Genomic DNA, 16,104 nt, shown 5'->3' with positions numbered 1-16,104 from the left:
GGCGGCCCCTCCAGTCCCGAGGAGGTAGGCCGTGCCCGCCAGGACCAGATGGCACCGAACCCGCCGGCCGACCGGAGGTCACCGGTGACCGGCGTCGACGACGACACCGCACGGCGTCGCGGCGCGCTCCCGACGTCGGCCCGCCGGGTGGTCCCGCACGTCGCCATGCGTCCCCTGTGGCGCTGCCGCAACTGCGGCGCGGAGTGGCCCTGCCAGCCGGCCCGGCTGGGGCTGCTGGTCGAGTACCGGGACGACCGGAGCGCCCTGCTCGTCTATCTCGCCGCCCTGATGACCGAGGCCGATCATCAGCTCGGCCAGCTCCACCCCGGGCGACGCCCGGAGCTGACCGACCGCTTCCTCACCTGGGCCCGCGCCCGGGGATGACCGCCGGCAGCCGTGGGCACCCCTTCCGCAGGAGGCGGGGCGGAAGGGGTGCCACGGGGTCCGGGTCAGGCCACCAGCCGCTTGGCCAACTCGTCGGCGACCTGCTTGGCGATGGTGGGCGGGATGGCAGCGGCGATCTTCTCCGGGGTGAGCCCGGCCAGGACGCCGGCCACGATCGCCTGCTCGTCGGTGAAGTCCTTGTTGGCCAGTACGGTCAGCGCGGTCTGCAACGAGGCCAGCTGCGCGCCGAGCGACTTCAGGCTCGGGTGCGGGACGACGAAGTCCGGGTTGGTGTGGTCCTCCCCCATCGCCATCCGGGTGTAGATCTGACCCACCGGGTTGCGGCCGTCGAGGACGGTCAGGTTCTTGTGGACGGTCTCCAGCCAGGCGTGCTCTTCGGGTGTCATGTCGGTGTCCTCCAGTAGTCCGATGCCGGTCAGGTAGCGCCGGAACAGCGGGGTCTGGTCCCGTCCGGCCTTGGTCGAGTCGCGGAAGAAGCTGAAGTGGGTGTGCCACAGGTGCGAGTCGTCGCCGGAGCTGCGCTTGCCCAGCCGGTCCCACCGCCGGACGACCTTGCCGTCGGGCGAGTAGATGATCTCCCGCAGGTCGCGACTGTCCGGCGTGTTCGCCCGGCACTGGGCGACGCACCAGGTGGAGAACGTCTGGAGGTTGTGGGTGGCACCCCCGGAGCGGACGCTGAACGTGCCCACGTCCAGCCCGGAGGCGTAGAGGGTGAGGCCGCCTGAGTCCCGGGGCGACTCCACGACGGAGTAGTCGTTGGTGACCACCCGGTCGGAGCCACAGTGGTAGCCGCCCCGGTGGGCGGGATCACCGACGATCCCCACCGCGGCGGGGTCGAGCCCCTTGATGGTGTCGAGCAGGAGCCGGCGGACCGCCAGCAGATTGGCCGGAGCCGTCGTCATGACGTCCCCTCTCCGCGGCCGGCCCAACGGGTGCCGGCTGCTTCGGCATCAGGCCAGGGTCGGGAACCGTCGTCACTCCACGTAGGTAACGTCTGCGGGGAGAGCGGGGCCCGACCGCTGGTGCACGTCATCGAGCGTTGCGACAGACGATAGTCCCGTTTGCAAAAAAACCCCAGCTCAGAGGGGTTGTCTTCAGATAGGTGGAAGCTGGGAGCCGGCTGGGACCACCGGCAGCACGAGCCGCGACGGATGCGATGGATCATGCAGGATCTGCCGGACCCCAGCGCGGAGCGTGATCGCCGCGCCGAGCGGTTCCCCGGTGCCGGGGTTGCGCGCGTAGCGGGGGTGGGCACCGCCGGAGACCTGCACCCGCAGCCGGTGACCGGCGGCGAACCGGTGCGCCACCGGCCACAGCGGCACCGGCACCCGGGTCACCCCGTCCGGGTCGGCCGGGAACCGGCCGGGGGCGACCCGGACCAGGCCGTCGCAGACGTTCCAGGACCGGCCGCGTCGGTCCACGTCGCACAACCGCACGAACACGTCCAGGTACGACAGTTCGCTGCGGACGTGGATCTCGGCGTGCACCGGGCCGACCACCTCGACCGGCTCGGTCAGCACCGCGCCCGTGTAGACCAGCACGTCCGGCCGCGCCTCCACGGAACGGTTGTCGACCGGGCCGGCGCGCTGGGCCACCAGCAGCGGGCCGCCCAGCGACGGGGTGGGGTCGGCCGGGTCGTACCGGATGGTGTCGGGGGGCGACGCGGCCGGCGGCTGCGGGTCGAGCCGGCCCCCGGCGTGCAGGTGCCAGGGAATCGCGGTGGCCGGCGGCGGCCACTCGGGCAGGTCCCGCCAGCCACCGCCGTCCCCGCCGACGTGCACCCGCACCGGGGCGCGCGGCGACGGCGGCCGGCCGTGCAGGTGGGCGTCGAGCCAGCCCAACCCCTCCCGCAGCGCCTCGGCCAGCAGGCCGGGGCTGCCGTGCGTCCACGGGCCGACGGTGAGCCGGGTGGGCACGCCCGCCGCCCGCAGCGCGGCGTGGTCGGCGAGCTGGGCGGGGAGGAAGATGTCCTGCCAGCCGCTGACCATCGTCACCGGGGCGCGCACCTCGGCGATCCTCGCCCCGAAGACCCGGGTCCGCCAGTAGTCGGCGTCCGGGGTGTGGTGGCGCAGCCACTCCTGGAAGAACGGCACGGTCACCCCGGTCGCCACCCGGTCGGCCTCGGCCAGCGGCAGGTGGGCCAGGGCGGCGGCCAGCCGGGGCTGCCCGCGCTTGAGTTCCCACTGCCGGGCCAGCCACGGCACGGTCTGCGCCTGGAGCAGCTCGGCCCAGGTGAGCACCGTGTCCAGGGCGAAGGACTCCCCCGCGTACGTCGAGTCGCGGGTGGCCGAGGCGGTGACCACCGCGACCATCGCGGCCAGTTCCTCCCCCGCGTCGGCGGCCAGCGCCCACTGGACGAAACCCTGGTAGCTGGCCCCGAACATGCCGAACCGGCCGGTGTACCAGGGTTGCCGGCGCAGCCAGTCGACGGTGTCGAGCCCGTCGTCACGCTCGTGCACCAGCGGGTCGAACAGCCCGTCGGACCCGTCGGTGCCCCGGCAGGACTGGATCACCAGGTGGAAGCCGCGACCGGCGACGAGCCGGCCGAGCAGCCGCATCGGCCCGCCCCGCCCGTACGGCGTGCGGATCAGCACGGTCGGCGCGCCGGGCAGCCGGGGGGCGTAGTGGTCGGTGCGCAGCCGCGCCCCGTCGCGGGCCCGGACCGTGACGCCCCGGGTGACGTCGACCCGGTGGGTGGGCGCGGCCGGCAGCCGCAGCACGGCGGCGGCGAGGCGGGCGAGCGACAGGTCCGGCACGGCGCTCAGTCCGTCGGCCGGCGGGACGGCTCGGCGCGGGCGGCCCGCATCGCGTCGCGGTGCTCCCGCATCGAGTCGACCATGGTGGCCAGGAACCGGTGCACGACCGCCAGCTCGTCGTCGGTGAACCGGGCCATCACCTCGTCGGTACGCCGCCCGAGCGGGCCGAAGAAGCTCATCGCCAGGGCGGCCCCCTGGTCGGCGTAGTGCAGGAACACCTTGCGCCGGTCGGCGGTGTCGCGGTCGCGGCGGATGTGCCCGGCGCGTTCCAGCCGGTCGACGAGCGCGGTCACCGACCCGGAGGAGAGGTTGAGCTGTTCGCCGAGCCGGCCGGGGGTGATCGGGTCGCCGAGCAGTTCGGCGTCCATGACGGCGATCAGGGCGTGCAGGTCGGTCGGGTTGAGCCCGTGCAGGTTGGCGAACGCGTGCCCGATGTGCTGCGCGTCGACCGAGTAGCGCCGCAGGTCGTTGGTGATGTCGGCCACCATCCGCCCGCGCGGGTCGTCCCGCCGCCGATACATCCCGTGCGTTGCCACGCCCGCCGTTGCCCCCTATCGCTGTGTCCGGTTGCAGCATAGAACAGCGGCCGATAATCTCGGCTATCAAGATACTCGAAGGACGGGCTATCTTGCCGTCCGCGTTCCCACCGACAGACCACGAGGGCCTCCGATGTCTCTGTTCACCCGCGTCGCCCGCAGCCGGCTCGCCGCCTGGCTCACCGTGGCCGCCGCGATCGTCGTCGGCGCGGTCGTCTTCGGGCTCCCCAAGCCCGACAACCCCGCCCCCGTCTCGGCCACCGGCCTGTCCGTGCAGTGGCAGTCGACCCAGGTGGAACGCCTCCAGGACCAGCTACCCGACAACGACGTCCAACCGGCGATCGTCGTGGTCAGCCGGGACGACGGCAGCCCGCTGACCGACACCGACCGGGCCGCCGTCACCGACCGCGCAGGCGCGCTGGGCCGGCTCGCCGTCGGCGGCCAGGTCAGCCCGCCGCAGGTCTCCCCCGACGGCACCGTCGCGCTGCTCGCCGTCCCGCTGGACACCGCCGGCGGCCAGCAGGCCGTCGCCGACGAGGTGGCGAAGGTCCGCGACAGCCTCACCGGCCTGCCCGACGGACTCACCGCCGCGGTCACCGGCGCACCCGCGTTCACCGCCGACCTGACCAAGGTCTTCGAGGGCGCCGACCTCACCCTGCTCGCCGTCACCGCCGGCGTGGTCGCCCTGCTGCTGCTGGTGACCTACCGCAGCCCGTTCCTGTGGATCGTGCCGCTGATCGTCGTCGCCGCCACCGAACAACTCACCCTACGGGCCGTCGACACCGTCGTCCCCGCCGTCGGCATCAACCTCCAGGAGGGCGCGGTCACCGGCATCGCCAGCGTGCTGGTCTTCGGCGCCGCCACCGACTACGCCCTGCTGCTCATCGCCCGCTACCGGGAGGAACTGCGCCGCGACGAGGACCGGTTCGCCGCCATGCGCGCCGCCGTACGCCGGACCGCCGAACCCATCCTCGCCAGCGGCGGCACCGTCGTGCTCGGCGTGCTCACCCTGCTGCTGTCCGAGCAGGAGACCAACCGGGCACTCGCCGTGGCCTGCGCCACCGGCGTCGTGTTCGCCATGCTCTCCGCGCTGTTCGTGCTGCCCGCCGTGCTGGTCATCTTCGGCCGGGGCCTGTTCTGGCCGTTCGTGCCGAAGGTCGGCGGCCCGGCCCGGGAGGGCAGGCTGTGGGGTCGGCTCGGTGCCGCCGTGGTCCGCCGCCCGCTGCCGGTCGCCGCGCTGTCCACCCTGCTGCTCGCCGGCCTCGCCCTCGGCGGGCTCACCCTGCGCACCGGGCTGTCCGAGACCGAACAGTTCCGGGTCAAGCCCGAGGCGGTCGCCGGAGCCGAGACGCTGGCCCGCGCCTTCCCCGCCGGCACCACCCAGCCGGTGGCGGTGCTCACCAACCCGGCCGCCGCCGCCGAGGTCACCCGCACCGCCGCCGCCGTGCCCGGGGTCGCCTCCGCCCGGCCCGGCGTGGCCGGCACCGCCGTCGCCCAGGTCGACGTGGTGCTCACCGACGAACCGGGCAGCCCCGCCTCCGACCGCGCCGTCGAGGCGCTGCGCGACGCGGTGGCCGCCGTGCCCGGTTCCGCGCCGCCGACCGTCGGCGGTGCCGAACCGGCCGAGGGGGCGCTGGTCGGCGGCACCGTCGCAGCCACCTACGACTCCGACGAGGCCAACACCCGGGACCTGCGGCTGATCCTGCCGATCATCCTGGTGCTCGTCTTCGCCGTGCTGGTGGTGCTGCTGCGCGGCCTGCTCGCCCCGCTGCTGCTGGTGCTCACCGTGATCGCGTCCTTCTTCGCCAGCCTCGGCGCGGCGTGGCTGCTCTTCGACCACGTGCTGGGCTTCCCCGCGCTCGACAGCGGGGTGCTCCTGCTGGCCTTCGTGTTCCTCGTCGCGCTCGGCGTGGACTACAACATCTTCCTGGTCACCCGGGCCCGCGAGGACGCCCGCGTCGCCGGCACCCGCGACGGCATGCTCTCCGCCCTGCGCGTCACCGGCGGGGTGATCACCAGCGCCGGCATCCTGCTCGCCGCGGTCTTCGCCGTCCTCGGCGTGCTGCCGCTGATCCTGCTCACCCAGATCGGCATCATCGTGTGCATCGGCGTGCTGCTCGACACGCTGCTGGTGCGCACCGTGCTGGTGCCGGCGCTGGCGTTCCTGCTCGGCGACCGGTTCTGGTGGCCCGGCCGGATCGACCGGGACGCCGACGACGACGCCGAGGCGGCCACTCCCGCGCCGGCCGTCGCCGCCCGGGACTGACCCGCCCCTCCGACCCGGTCGGGGGTCCCCACCTGCACCAGTGGGGACCCCCGGCCGTCGGCGTACCCCGGTGGATGTGTCGCCCGTCACGGCCGCTCCGGTCACCGGGAGCAGTGCCCGGACGGGCCCGGACGGGCCCGCGTACGCTAGGAGACCGACCAGCAGGGTCGACTCCCCCGGCACCGACAGACCGAAGATCACTGCGGCCTCGTCCGCGGTGACCGTCGCGACGACCAGGTGCCCGGCCGGCCGGTGGGCCGGCCGGCCCGCCGGTGGGCTCGGCAGACCCGCCGCTGGCACGGCCGGAACAGCAGTTCCGGCACAGATCCGGGCGGTGACGGGACGACCCCGACACCTGCCCCGGCAACCGCAGACAGGAGTATGGAGGGTATGCAGCTTCGCACCGACCTCCGCAATGTCGCCATCATCGCCCACGTCGACCACGGCAAGACGACCCTGGTCGACGCCATGTTGCGGCAGGCCGGCGCCTACGGGGCCCGTGGTGAGAACACCGAGCGCGTCATGGACTCGATGGATCTCGAACGGGAAAAGGGCATCACCATCCTGGCCAAGAACACCGGCGTGCGCTACCTCCCGGCCGACGGTTCCGACCCGGTCACCATCAACATCATCGACACCCCCGGCCACGCCGACTTCGGTGGCGAGGTCGAGCGGGGCCTGACCATGGTCGACGGGGTGGTGCTGCTGGTCGACGCCAGCGAGGGCCCGCTGCCGCAGACCCGGTTCGTGCTCCGCAAGGCGCTCAAGGCGCGGATGCCGATCATCCTGGTGATCAACAAGGTGGACCGGCCGGACGCCCGGATCAAGGAGGTCGTGGACGACACCTACGAACTCTTCCTCGACCTGGACGCCGACGAGGAGCAGATCGACTTCCCGATCGTCTACGCCTGTGCCCGCGACGGCATCGCCTCGCTGACCCAGCCCGCCGACGGCTCGGTGCCCGACGACAGCACCAGCCTGGAGCCGCTGTTCCGGACCCTGCTCGACACCATCCCGCCGCCCTCCTACGACGAGGGCGCGCCGTTGCAGGCGCACGTCACCAACCTGGACGCCTCGCCGTTCCTGGGCCGGTTGGCGCTGTGCCGGGTACGCCAGGGCACCATCAGCAAGGGCCAGACGGTGGCCTGGTGCCGCACCGACGGCAGCACCCAGCGGGTCCGCATCTCCGAGATGCTGATGACCGAGGGCCTGGAGCGCAAGCCGGCCGAGTCGGCCGGGCCGGGCGACATCATCGCCGTCGCCGGCATCCCCGAGATCATGATCGGCGAGACCCTCGCCGACGCGGAGAACCCGGTCCCGCTGCCGCTGATCACCGTGGACGAGCCGGCCATCTCGATGACCATCGGCACCAACACCTCGCCGCTGGTCGGCCGGGTCAAGGGCGCCAAGGTCACCGCCCGGATGGTCAAGGACCGGCTCGACAAGGAGCTGGTCGGCAACGTGTCGCTGCGGGTGCTGCCCACCGAGCGGCCGGACGCCTGGGAGGTGCAGGGCCGAGGCGAACTGGCCCTGGCCATCCTGGTCGAGCAGATGCGCCGCGAGTCCTACGAGCTGACCGTCGGCAAGCCGCAGGTGGTCACCAAGGAGATCGACGGCAAGACCTGCGAGCCCGTCGAGCGGCTGACCATCGACGCCCCCGAGGAGTACCTGGGCGCGATCACCCAGCTCCTGGCCACCCGCAAGGGCCGGATGGAGCAGCTGGTCAACCACGGCACCGGCTGGATCCGGATGGAGTGGCTGGTGCCGGCGCGGGGCCTGATCGGCTTCCGTACCGAGTTCCTCACCGACACCCGGGGCACCGGCATCCTGCACCACGTCTTCGAGTCCTACGAGCCGTGGTTCGGTGAGCTGCGCACCCGCAACAACGGGTCGCTGGTGGCCGACCGCTCCGGCGTGGTCACCCCGTTCGCGATGATCAACCTCCAGGAGCGCGGCCAGCTCTTCGTCGAGCCGACCACCGAGGTGTACGAGGGCATGATCGTCGGGGAGAACTCCCGCTCCGACGACATGGACGTCAACATCACCAAGGAGAAGAAGCTCACCAACATGCGGGCCTCGACCTCCGACGAGACCGAGAAGCTGATCCCCCCGCGCAAGCTCTCCCTGGAGCAGGCGCTGGAGTTCTGCCGCGAGGACGAGTGCGTCGAGGTGACCCCGGTGGCCGTACGCATCCGCAAGGTGGTGCTGGACCAGACCCAGCGCGGCCGAATGGCCGCCCGCCGCAAGCACGCCGGCTGACCCACCCGGGTCGCACCCGTCGCCACACCCCGCCTCACCCGGAGCCCCGGTCCGCCTCACCCGGACCGGGGCTCCGCCCGTGCCCCACCCCGGGCGCGGCCGACCCCACCCCGGGTGCCCGCCGGGCCGCCCCGGCGCCCTCCCCGAATGCCGCCGGGCCGTCCCGGCGGGCCGGATTCGGCTAGCGTCACGGGCATGACCTGGGATGACCTCGACGCCCGGCTGGACCGGCGGCCCGGCACCGTCTCGGCGTACCTGGGCCGGCCCGACGCCCCACCCACCTGGACCCGCACCCCCGACGCCACCCACTACGCGGCCAGCACCATGAAGGTCGCGGTGCTGCTGGCCCTGCACCGGGCCGCCGAAGCCGGCACCCTCGACCTGGACACCCCGGTGCCGGTGGTGAACGACTTCACCTCGGCCCGGCCGGACGCACCCCGGTTCACCTGCGCCCGGCCCTACGACAACGACGACGCCGTCTGGCAGCGGCTCGGCGGGCGGGCCACCCCGCGCTGGCTCGCCGACCGGATGATCACCCGTTCCGGCAACCTCGCCACCAACCTGATCATCGAACGCGTCGGTCTGCCCGCCGTCGCCGAGGCGTGGCGGCTCGCCGGGGCCCGGCACAGCGTCACCGGCCGGGGCATCGAGGACGCCGCCGCCCGAGAGGCCGGCATCACCAACCTGGTCACCGCCGCCGATCTGGCGGCCCTGCTCGGCGGGCTGGCCGTCGGCGCACACCGGCCCGGCCCGCTGGCCTCCCCGGCGGCCTGCACCGCCATGATCGACGTGCTGCTGGACCAGCGCCACCGCGACGATCTCGCCGCCGGGCTGCCCGCCGGCACCCGGATCGCCCACAAGAACGGCTGGGTACGCGGCGTACGGCACAGCGCCGGCGTGGTCCTGCCCGACGACGCCCCGGCGTACGTGATCGCCGTCTGCACCACCACCGACCCCGCCACCGCGCCCGACGACCTCGACGCCTGCCGGCTGCTGGCGGAGGTCTCGGCGACGGCCTGGGCCGCCCGGCACGACCTCACCGGCTGACCGGCAGATCAGTCCAGCAGGTGGGTCCGCAGCGCGGCGCGGAGCTGCGGGGTCACCCCCAACCCGTCGGCCAGGTAGGCGTCGAACGACCCGTGCCGGCGGCGCACCTCGTCGAAGCCGGCGTCCAGGTACTCGGGGCGCACCTCCAGCACCGCCCGGACCGTCTCCGGGTCCAGCTCCGGACGCCGCCGCAGCATCGCCGCCGACGCCTCCCCGCGCAGCTCCACCGTCAACGCGTTGTGCCGCAGGTAGTCGGCCCGGACCGTCTCCTCGTCGACGCCGAGGGCGGTGAGCAGCACCACCGCCAACCACCCGGTGCGGTCCTTGCCCGCCGAACAGTGGAACAGCAGCGGCAGGTTGACCGGGTCGGCCGCCAGCCGCACCGCACGGGCGAACCCCTCCCGGGCCACCGCACCACTGACGAACCACCGGTACAGCTCCGCCATCGCCGCCGCCGCACCCCGCCGGGCCGCCTCGTCGTGGCCGGTGAGGTCGTGACCGAGCAGCACCGCCGACAGGTAGCCGAACCCGGGGTGCGCCGGGTCGAGCACCGGCAGCCGCACCAGGCTGGGGTCGCCGACCAGCCGGTTCGGCGGGGCGGACGCCGTCTCGCTGTCGTCCCGCAGGTCCACCACGCAGGCCGGGGCGAGCCGACCCAGCACCGTCAGGTCGGCCTCGGTCAACCGGCCCAGCGCCGGGGTGCGGATCAGCCGGCCGGGGCGTACCCGCCGGCCGTCACGGGTGGGCAGTCCGCCCAGGTCACGGGCGTTCGGGGCACCCGTCAGCGTCCAGCTTCCCACGGTCATCGGCGCGCTCCTTCGGGGACGACGTGCGTATAGGGTGCCGCACATGACGATCGCCGTGGTACGCACCCACCGGCTGTCCGCGCCGCTGCACACCCCGTTCGTCACCGCACTGCGGCGTACCACCACCGTGGAGACCCTGGTGGTGGAGGTGACCGACGCCGACGGGCGGTCCGGCTTCGGCGAGGCCCCGCAGGTGTGGCAGGTCACCGGGGCGTCGGTGGCCGGCGCGGAGTCCTGCGTCCGGGACGTGCTCGCCCCGGCGGTGGTCGGCCGGGACGCCGACGACGTGCTGGCCCGCTGCGCCGAGGTCGCGGCGGCGGTGGCCGGCAACGAGGCGGCCCGGGCCGCGCTGGACGTGGCGCTGCACGACCTGGCGGCACGGCGGCTCGGCGTACCCCTGGTGCGGTTGCTCGGTGGGACGGCGCTGCGGGTGCCGACGGACGTCACGCTGGCCGCCGGGACCGGCGCGGACCTGGCCGTGGCCGCCCGGCAGCGGTGCGACGAGGGCTTCGACGTGCTGAAGCTGAAGGTCGGCACCGACGCGGCGGGCGACCTGGAACGGGTCCGCGCGGTCCGGGCGGCCGTCGGCCCGCAGGTGCGCCTGCGGCTGGACGCCAACCAGGGGTGGACGCCCCGGGAGGCGGTCCGGGTGATCCGGGGTGTCGAGGACGCCGGGCTCTACGTGGAGCTGGTCGAACAGCCGGTGGCCCGGTGGGACCTGGACGGCATGGCCTGGGTCGCCGACCGGGTGGACGTGCCGATCCTCGCCGACGAGGCGGTGTTCGGGGTGCGGGACCTGGTCGCGGTGATCCGGCGGCGGGCGGCCGACCTGGTCAACGTCAAGCTCGCCAAGTGCGGTGGTCTGCGCCCGGCGCGCACCCTGCTGGAGCTGGCCCGGGAACATGGCATGGGCACCCTCGTCGGGTCCATGATGGAAAGTCAGGTCGGGGTCGGCGCGGCGGCCAGCCTGGCCGCCGCCTACCGGACCAGCGCCGTGTCCGACCTGGACGCCGCCTGGTGGCTGGCCTGGTCGCCGGTGCACGGAGGGCTGCGTTACGAGGGCGCCACCGTGGTGCTGCCGGACGCGCCGGGACTCGGCATCACCGCCGTGACCGAAACAAAGATTCAACACCGAGGTTGATGATCGCAGCTTTTCTTCTTATGGTCCGGATGGGGCACCGACACGTGAGCCGGAGGTCGACGTGGAGTTGGAGCCGGGCCGGGAGGCCCTCGTCCGGGTGGCCGTCGCCACCCTCTGGACCGACCCCGGCGCGACCCGCCCGGTCGACCGGCCCGCCCTGGCGGTGCCCTCGGACACCGGCGGCTGGATCACCGGGATGGACGCCAGCCAGCGGGTCGGTGACTGTGTGCTCAGTCAACTACTGCTCGGCGAACGGGTGCTGGTGACCGCGTTGCACCCCGACGGCTGGGCCCGGGTCGTCGCCGTTCAGCAGGCCGCACCCCGGCTCGATGCGCGCGGCTACCCCGGCTGGCTGCCCGCCGCCCAACTCACCCCGGCCACCCCCGCCGGCGGCCCGGCCGACCCGCTCGTCGTCGACGCGGTCAGCACCGGGCTGCGGGTCACCCCCGCCGGCCCGGTCGCCCTGCCCGGGGTCGTCCTGGGCACCCGGCTGCACCCGGCCGGTCCCGCCGTCGACGGGTGGCGGCCGGTCCGGGTGCCCGGACGGCCCGACCCACTGTGGGTTCCCGAGGCCGACGTCACCGAACTACCGGCCACCCCGCCGACGGCCGACGACGTGCTCGCCGTCGCCGCCCGGCTGCGCGACGTCGCGTACGTCTGGGGTGGGCTCTCCGGGCACGGGATCGACTGTTCCGGCCTGGTCCACCTGGTGTGGCGACGGCTCGGCGTGACGCTGCCCCGCGACGCCGACGACCAGGCGGCGGCCACCACGCCCGTGCCGGCCGGTGAGGAACGCCCCGGCGACCTGTACTTCTTCGCCCGGCCGGGGCGGGGCATCCACCACGTCGGCCTGGTGACCGCCGGCCGGGGGCCACGGATGCTGCACGCCTGCTACCGGCAGCGGCGGGTGCTGACCGAGCCGCTGCCACCGGACCGGGTCGCCACCCTGGTCGGCGCGCACCGGGTCTGACCGGGAAATGGGCGTCACCGCAGTGCGGTGACGCCCATCGGGGGCACTACGGTCAGCGGCGCGCCTCGATCAGCTCGCGCCGTCGATCCCGGGACGACTTGACCAGGCTGGCCACCGTCGCCACGGCGAGACAGCCGATGATGACCGACAACGACAGCCAGATCGGGATGTGCGGGGCCCAGCCGATCGGCTCACCGTCGTTGAGGAACGGCAGGTTGTTGTCGGCCAGCGCCTCCAGCACCAGCTTGACGCCGATGAAGCCCAGCACCACCGCCAGGCCGTAGCTGAGGTAGACCAGCCGGTCGAGCAGCCCGCCGACCAGGAAGTAGAGCTGTCGCAGGCCCATCAGCGCGAAGACGTTCGCGGTGAAGACCAGGTACGGCTCCTTGGTGATCCCGAAGATCGCCGGGATCGAGTCCAGCGCGAAGATCAGGTCGGTGGTGCCGATCGCGATCATCACCACCAGCATCGGGGTGAACAGCCGCCGGCCCGCCTCGTACGTGGTGAGCTTCGCGCCGTCGTAGTCCCGCGACAGCGGCAGCGCCTTGCGGCTCCACCGGATCAGGAGGTTCTCCTTGAACTCGTCCTCCTCCGGCTCGCCCTGTCGGGCCAGGTTGACGGCCGTGTAGATGAGGAACGCGCCGAAGATGTAGAACACCCAGGAGAACTGGGAGATCAGCGCCGCACCGGCGGCGATGAAACCACCGCGCATGACCAGGGCCAGCACGATGCCGATGAGCAGCACCTTCTGCTGGTATTTCCGGGGCACCCGGAACCGGGCCATGATGATCACGAAGACGAAGAGGTTGTCCACCGAGAGGCTGTACTCGGTGAGCCACCCGGTGTAGAACTGGCCGGCCACGTCGCCACCGGCGGTGACCCACAGCCCCGCCCCGAACAGCAGCGCCAGGCCGACGTAGAAGCTGACCCAGAGGCTCGACTCACGGACGCTGGGCTCGTGCGGCCGGCGGCCGATGATGAAGAGATCGGCGAGGAGCACCGCCGTCAGTGCGACGAGGGTTCCCGCCCACACCATTCCGGACACGTTCAATCCATTCCTCCGGCAGACACGCGGCGTCGGGCACACCGTACGCCGCGTGACGGCGAGGTGGGCGACGACGCACACACTGGTGACTGTCGGAGGTCTCTTCCGCCAGCGACCCGCGGGCGGGGCGCTGACCGGCGGAGCCGGGTCGAGCTGTCGGGTGACGCTCGACCGTGCTGACGACTCCGTCGCGGGGGAATACTCCCCTCCTCGGCCGCCATTGTTCACCATCGAGGGCTGCGGGCGCATCTCCTGCGGCGTGCATTGCCGGCAGCATCACGTTCCGACCTCAACCGACCTGGCCGTCCGCTGTCCTCCCGGTCACCCCGCCTATCCATCCTAGGAGGCTAGGTGTAGCGGTATACGCGTGATTGATGGCGTTCTGCGGGGTTGGGGGATGGAGTCGCCCCGGCGCACCACGGGCGGGGCGCGGCGTGGCAGGCTGTCGGCATGGTGCTTGAGGTCGCGCTCATCGACGTACTGCCCGGACACGAGGACGATTTCGCCGCCGCCTACGCGCAGGCGCACGCCATCATCGTCGCCGCCGAGGGATGCCGCTCGGTCCGGATGACCCGGGGCGTCGAGTCCCCCTCCCGGTTCGTGCTGCTGGTCGAGTGGGACTCGGTGCAGGCCCACGAGGAGAACTTCCGGGCCACCGAGGCGTTCGGCAAGTGGCGGGCGCTGATCGGCCCGCACTTCGCCGGTCCGCCCCGGGTCGAGCACTTCGTCGACGTACCGGCCTGAGCCGGGTCGGGGCCGCGATCCGACCGGCGTCCCGACGGCCTCCGACAACTTCCCGAAAAAATTCACTCCGGTCGATCGGATTTTGTCGTACCCCCGGGTTACCGTGCGGCGCACGCGCGGCGACCGGTCCCGACACGTTCGGGGGTGCCGGGTCCGGTGGTCACGCGGTGAACCGTCGTGGCCGCCGGCCGCCGGGCCGACCCCGGTGACCGGCCGGCCCCGCCGCCACCGGCGGCCTCGGCGCACCGCCGCCACCCGCGGCCTCGGCGCCACCGGGGCGGCCTGGGCGCACCGTCGCCGGCCCGTCGGCGCACCACCGGTGGTTGTCGTGCGGGGTTAATCCGTGGCGTTCGCAACGGCGGTCCGGTTGACTGCCCGGATGACCGCACGGGTGTTCCTGGTGACCGGGGTGAGCCGCCGGATCGGCATCGGCGCGGCGGTCGCCCGCACCCTCGCCGCCGACGGGCACCGGCTGCTGCTGACCGGGCTGCCCGGCTACGACGAGGCACAGCCCTACGGCGGCGACCCGCAGGGCATACCGGCGCTGCTGGCCGAACTGGGCGGGGCCGCCGCCCACACCGCCGCCGACCTGCTCGACCCGGCCGCCCCGGCCGCGCTGGTCACCGAGGCGGTACGCCGGCACGGCCGGCTCGACGGTGTGGTGGCGACCCACGCCTACTCCACCCGCACCAGCCTCGGCGGGTTGGACGCCACCGAGATCGACAGGCACCTGGTGGTGAACGTCCGGGCCACGCTGCTTTTCGCCGACGCGTTCGCCACCGCCTTCACCGCCGGGTCGGGCGGCCGGCTGGTGCTCTTCTCCAGCGGCCAGCGCCTCGGCCCGATGCCCGACGAGTTGGCCTACGCGGCCAGCAAGGCCGGGGTGGAGAACCTCGCCGCGCAGCTCGCCCCGCTGCTGATGCCCCGCGGGATCACCGTCAACTGCCTCAACCCCGGGCCGACCGACACCGGCTACGCCCCACCCGAGGCGCACGCCGCGGTGGCGGCACTCTTCCCGTCCGGCCGCTGGGGCACCCCGCAGGAGGCCGCCCGGCTCGTGCGTTTCCTCTGCTCACGGGAGGCGGACTGGATCACCGGCCAGGTCATCGACTCCGAGGGTGGTTTCAACCGCTACCGGTGAGTCCGCCCGACCGGCGCCCTCCGGGGCGGGGGACGGCGTACCGGTGGTCTCCCGACCGTCCCACCCGGCCACGTCGTCCGCCGCCGGACCGGCCGTACCGGTGGTGAGGGCGGCGACCCGGCGGCGGAGCAGCTCCGCCGTCTCCACCGCGCTGAGCGCGGCGGCGGACAGCCAGCCGGTCATCCGGTCGTAGCGCCCGACGTCGACCTCGGAGGCCAGCCGCACGTCGGTGGTCAACGCCTCCAGCATCACCGTGCGCGGGTCGGCCGGGTCGGGGAACGAATAACACGAGAACGCCGTCAACGGGTACGCCCCACCGCGCGGGGCCGCCGTCCCCGGCACCACCCGGATCGTCACGTGCGGCAGCTCGGCCAGGGCCAGCAGGTGCGCCAACTGCTCGTGCCAGACGTCGGCGGGCAGGCCGGCGGGGTCGCAGACCCGCTCGTCGAGCAGGGCCGTGTAGTGCGGCGGGTCGGGGCGACGCAGCAGCCCCTGCCGGGTGAGCCGGGCCCGCAGGTCGGCCTCGACGTCGACGTCCGGGTGCAGCAGCCGGCCGGCCGCGATCCGCAGCCGGGCGTAGCCGGGTGCCTGGAGCAGGCCGGGCAGCACCGCCGGCTGGTACTCCACGATGGTCGCCGCGCCCGCCTCCAACTCGGCGTAGGTGCGCTGCCGCTCGCTCATCTCGCCGAGCGCCTTCCACCAGCCGCGCCCGGTCGCCGCGTCGCGGGCGATGACGATCAGCGCCTCCCGCTGCGGCGACGGGACCTCGTAGATGTCGAGCAGGTCGAGCACGTCGGCGAGGTCGGGCCGGCTCTGCCCCAGCTCGATGCGGGACAGCTTGGAGGTGGAGGCCCAGCCCAGCCGGGCGCAGACCTGTTCCAGGGTCAGCACCTCCCGCTTGCGCAACTGGCGCAGTTCGGCGCCGAGCCTCGCGCGTCGAATGACAGGACTCGATGACAATGGCATCCCGGCCTCCCCACGAGGGAGG

General features: G+C 73.5%; 13 protein-coding genes and 1 pseudogene. 8 read left to right on the top strand and 6 right to left on the bottom strand.

The window, feature by feature from the left end:
- Window positions 1-84: 84 nt before the first annotated feature.
- The gene (locus JQX11_RS17705) at window positions 85-384 is read left to right on the top strand and encodes a flavin reductase (RefSeq protein ID WP_307826228.1); all 300 of its coding nucleotides are present in this window, start codon (window positions 85-87) and stop codon (window positions 382-384) included.
- A gap of 65 nt (window positions 385-449) precedes the next feature.
- Here JQX11_RS17705 and JQX11_RS17700 read toward each other — a convergent pair whose 3' ends face one another.
- The 3 genes from JQX11_RS17700 to JQX11_RS17690 all read right to left on the bottom strand — a co-directional run bounded on the left by JQX11_RS17700 (window position 450) and on the right by JQX11_RS17690 (window position 3,682).
- Entirely contained in the window at window positions 450-1,307 is an 858-nt protein-coding gene (locus JQX11_RS17700; RefSeq protein ID WP_204926069.1) for a hypothetical protein, read from the bottom strand.
- 192 nt (window positions 1,308-1,499) lie between these two features.
- A complete protein-coding gene (locus JQX11_RS17695) occupies window positions 1,500-3,161 on the bottom strand; it encodes a CocE/NonD family hydrolase (RefSeq protein ID WP_204926068.1) in 1,662 nt (553 codons plus the stop codon).
- Between the two features lie 5 nt (window positions 3,162-3,166).
- Window positions 3,167-3,682 carry a MarR family winged helix-turn-helix transcriptional regulator gene (locus JQX11_RS17690; protein WP_204926231.1) on the bottom strand — a complete coding sequence of 172 codons (516 nt, stop codon included), beginning with the start codon at window positions 3,680-3,682 and terminating at the stop codon, window positions 3,167-3,169.
- Between the two features lie 148 nt (window positions 3,683-3,830).
- On the opposite strand from JQX11_RS17690, the gene JQX11_RS17685 reads away from it, so the two are divergent.
- The 3 genes from JQX11_RS17685 to JQX11_RS17675 all read left to right on the top strand — a co-directional run bounded on the left by JQX11_RS17685 (window position 3,831) and on the right by JQX11_RS17675 (window position 9,269).
- Window positions 3,831-5,963, top strand: a complete 2,133-nt coding sequence (locus JQX11_RS17685) for an MMPL family transporter (RefSeq protein ID WP_204926067.1) — start codon at window positions 3,831-3,833, stop codon at window positions 5,961-5,963.
- A gap of 390 nt (window positions 5,964-6,353) precedes the next feature.
- Window positions 6,354-8,222: a translational GTPase TypA gene (gene typA, locus JQX11_RS17680; RefSeq protein WP_204926066.1), complete on the top strand. Its 1,869-nt coding sequence runs from the start codon at window positions 6,354-6,356 to the stop codon at window positions 8,220-8,222.
- Window positions 8,223-8,417: 195 nt separating this feature from the next.
- Window positions 8,418-9,269, top strand: a complete 852-nt coding sequence (locus JQX11_RS17675) for a serine hydrolase (RefSeq protein ID WP_204926065.1) — start codon at window positions 8,418-8,420, stop codon at window positions 9,267-9,269.
- 8 nt (window positions 9,270-9,277) lie between these two features.
- Here JQX11_RS17675 and JQX11_RS17670 read toward each other — a convergent pair whose 3' ends face one another.
- The gene (locus JQX11_RS17670) at window positions 9,278-10,075 is read right to left on the bottom strand and encodes a tyrosine-protein phosphatase (protein ID WP_204926064.1); all 798 of its coding nucleotides are present in this window, start codon (window positions 10,073-10,075) and stop codon (window positions 9,278-9,280) included.
- A gap of 43 nt (window positions 10,076-10,118) precedes the next feature.
- Between JQX11_RS17670 and JQX11_RS17665 the strand changes: the two genes are divergently transcribed.
- Window positions 10,119-11,216, top strand: coding sequence for a mandelate racemase/muconate lactonizing enzyme family protein (locus tag JQX11_RS17665; RefSeq protein WP_204926063.1), 1,098 nt, complete (start codon window positions 10,119-10,121; stop codon window positions 11,214-11,216).
- Window positions 11,217-11,277: 61 nt separating this feature from the next.
- Window positions 11,278-12,186, top strand: coding sequence for a C40 family peptidase (locus tag JQX11_RS17660; RefSeq protein WP_204926062.1), 909 nt, complete (start codon window positions 11,278-11,280; stop codon window positions 12,184-12,186).
- A gap of 52 nt (window positions 12,187-12,238) precedes the next feature.
- Here the strand turns inward: JQX11_RS17660 and JQX11_RS17655 are convergent, their stop codons facing one another.
- The gene (locus JQX11_RS17655; RefSeq protein ID WP_204926061.1) at window positions 12,239-13,237 is read right to left on the bottom strand and encodes a TerC family protein; all 999 of its coding nucleotides are present in this window, start codon (window positions 13,235-13,237) and stop codon (window positions 12,239-12,241) included.
- Between the two features lie 444 nt (window positions 13,238-13,681).
- Between JQX11_RS17655 and JQX11_RS17650 the strand changes: the two genes are divergently transcribed.
- The gene (locus JQX11_RS17650) at window positions 13,682-13,975 is read left to right on the top strand and encodes an antibiotic biosynthesis monooxygenase family protein (RefSeq protein ID WP_204926060.1); all 294 of its coding nucleotides are present in this window, start codon (window positions 13,682-13,684) and stop codon (window positions 13,973-13,975) included.
- Between the two features lie 379 nt (window positions 13,976-14,354).
- Window positions 14,355-15,116, top strand: coding sequence for an SDR family oxidoreductase (locus tag JQX11_RS17645; protein ID WP_204926059.1), 762 nt, complete (start codon window positions 14,355-14,357; stop codon window positions 15,114-15,116).
- Window positions 15,117-15,224: 108 nt separating this feature from the next.
- Here JQX11_RS17645 and JQX11_RS17640 read toward each other — a convergent pair.
- A pseudogene (locus tag JQX11_RS17640) lies at window positions 15,225-16,082 on the bottom strand (helix-turn-helix domain-containing protein); the annotation flags it as partial.
- Between the last annotated feature and the right edge of the window lie 22 nt (window positions 16,083-16,104).

Origin of the sequence: Micromonospora humida (assembly GCF_016901255.1) — a bacterium.
Taxonomy (GTDB): domain Bacteria; phylum Actinomycetota; class Actinomycetes; order Mycobacteriales; family Micromonosporaceae; genus Micromonospora; species Micromonospora wenchangensis.
This window is presented reverse-complemented; position numbering and strand designations above follow the sequence as displayed.

What these genes read in the sequence shown, in the direction of transcription:
- JQX11_RS17700 (WP_204926069.1), bottom strand. Translation starts at nt 1,307, where the DNA reads ATGACGACGGCTCCGGCCAATCTGCTGGCGGTCCGCCGGCTCCTGCTC.
- JQX11_RS17690 (WP_204926231.1), bottom strand. Translation starts at nt 3,682, where the DNA reads ATGTATCGGCGGCGGGACGACCCGCGCGGGCGGATGGTGGCCGACATC.
- JQX11_RS17685 (WP_204926067.1), top strand. Translation starts at nt 3,831, where the DNA reads ATGTCTCTGTTCACCCGCGTCGCCCGCAGCCGGCTCGCCGCCTGGCTC.
- typA (WP_204926066.1), top strand. Translation starts at nt 6,354, where the DNA reads ATGCAGCTTCGCACCGACCTCCGCAATGTCGCCATCATCGCCCACGTC.
- JQX11_RS17675 (WP_204926065.1), top strand. Translation starts at nt 8,418, where the DNA reads ATGACCTGGGATGACCTCGACGCCCGGCTGGACCGGCGGCCCGGCACC.
- JQX11_RS17670 (WP_204926064.1), bottom strand. Translation starts at nt 10,075, where the DNA reads ATGACCGTGGGAAGCTGGACGCTGACGGGTGCCCCGAACGCCCGTGAC.
- JQX11_RS17665 (WP_204926063.1), top strand. Translation starts at nt 10,119, where the DNA reads ATGACGATCGCCGTGGTACGCACCCACCGGCTGTCCGCGCCGCTGCAC.
- JQX11_RS17650 (WP_204926060.1), top strand. Translation starts at nt 13,682, where the DNA reads ATGGTGCTTGAGGTCGCGCTCATCGACGTACTGCCCGGACACGAGGAC.
- JQX11_RS17645 (WP_204926059.1), top strand. Translation starts at nt 14,355, where the DNA reads ATGACCGCACGGGTGTTCCTGGTGACCGGGGTGAGCCGCCGGATCGGC.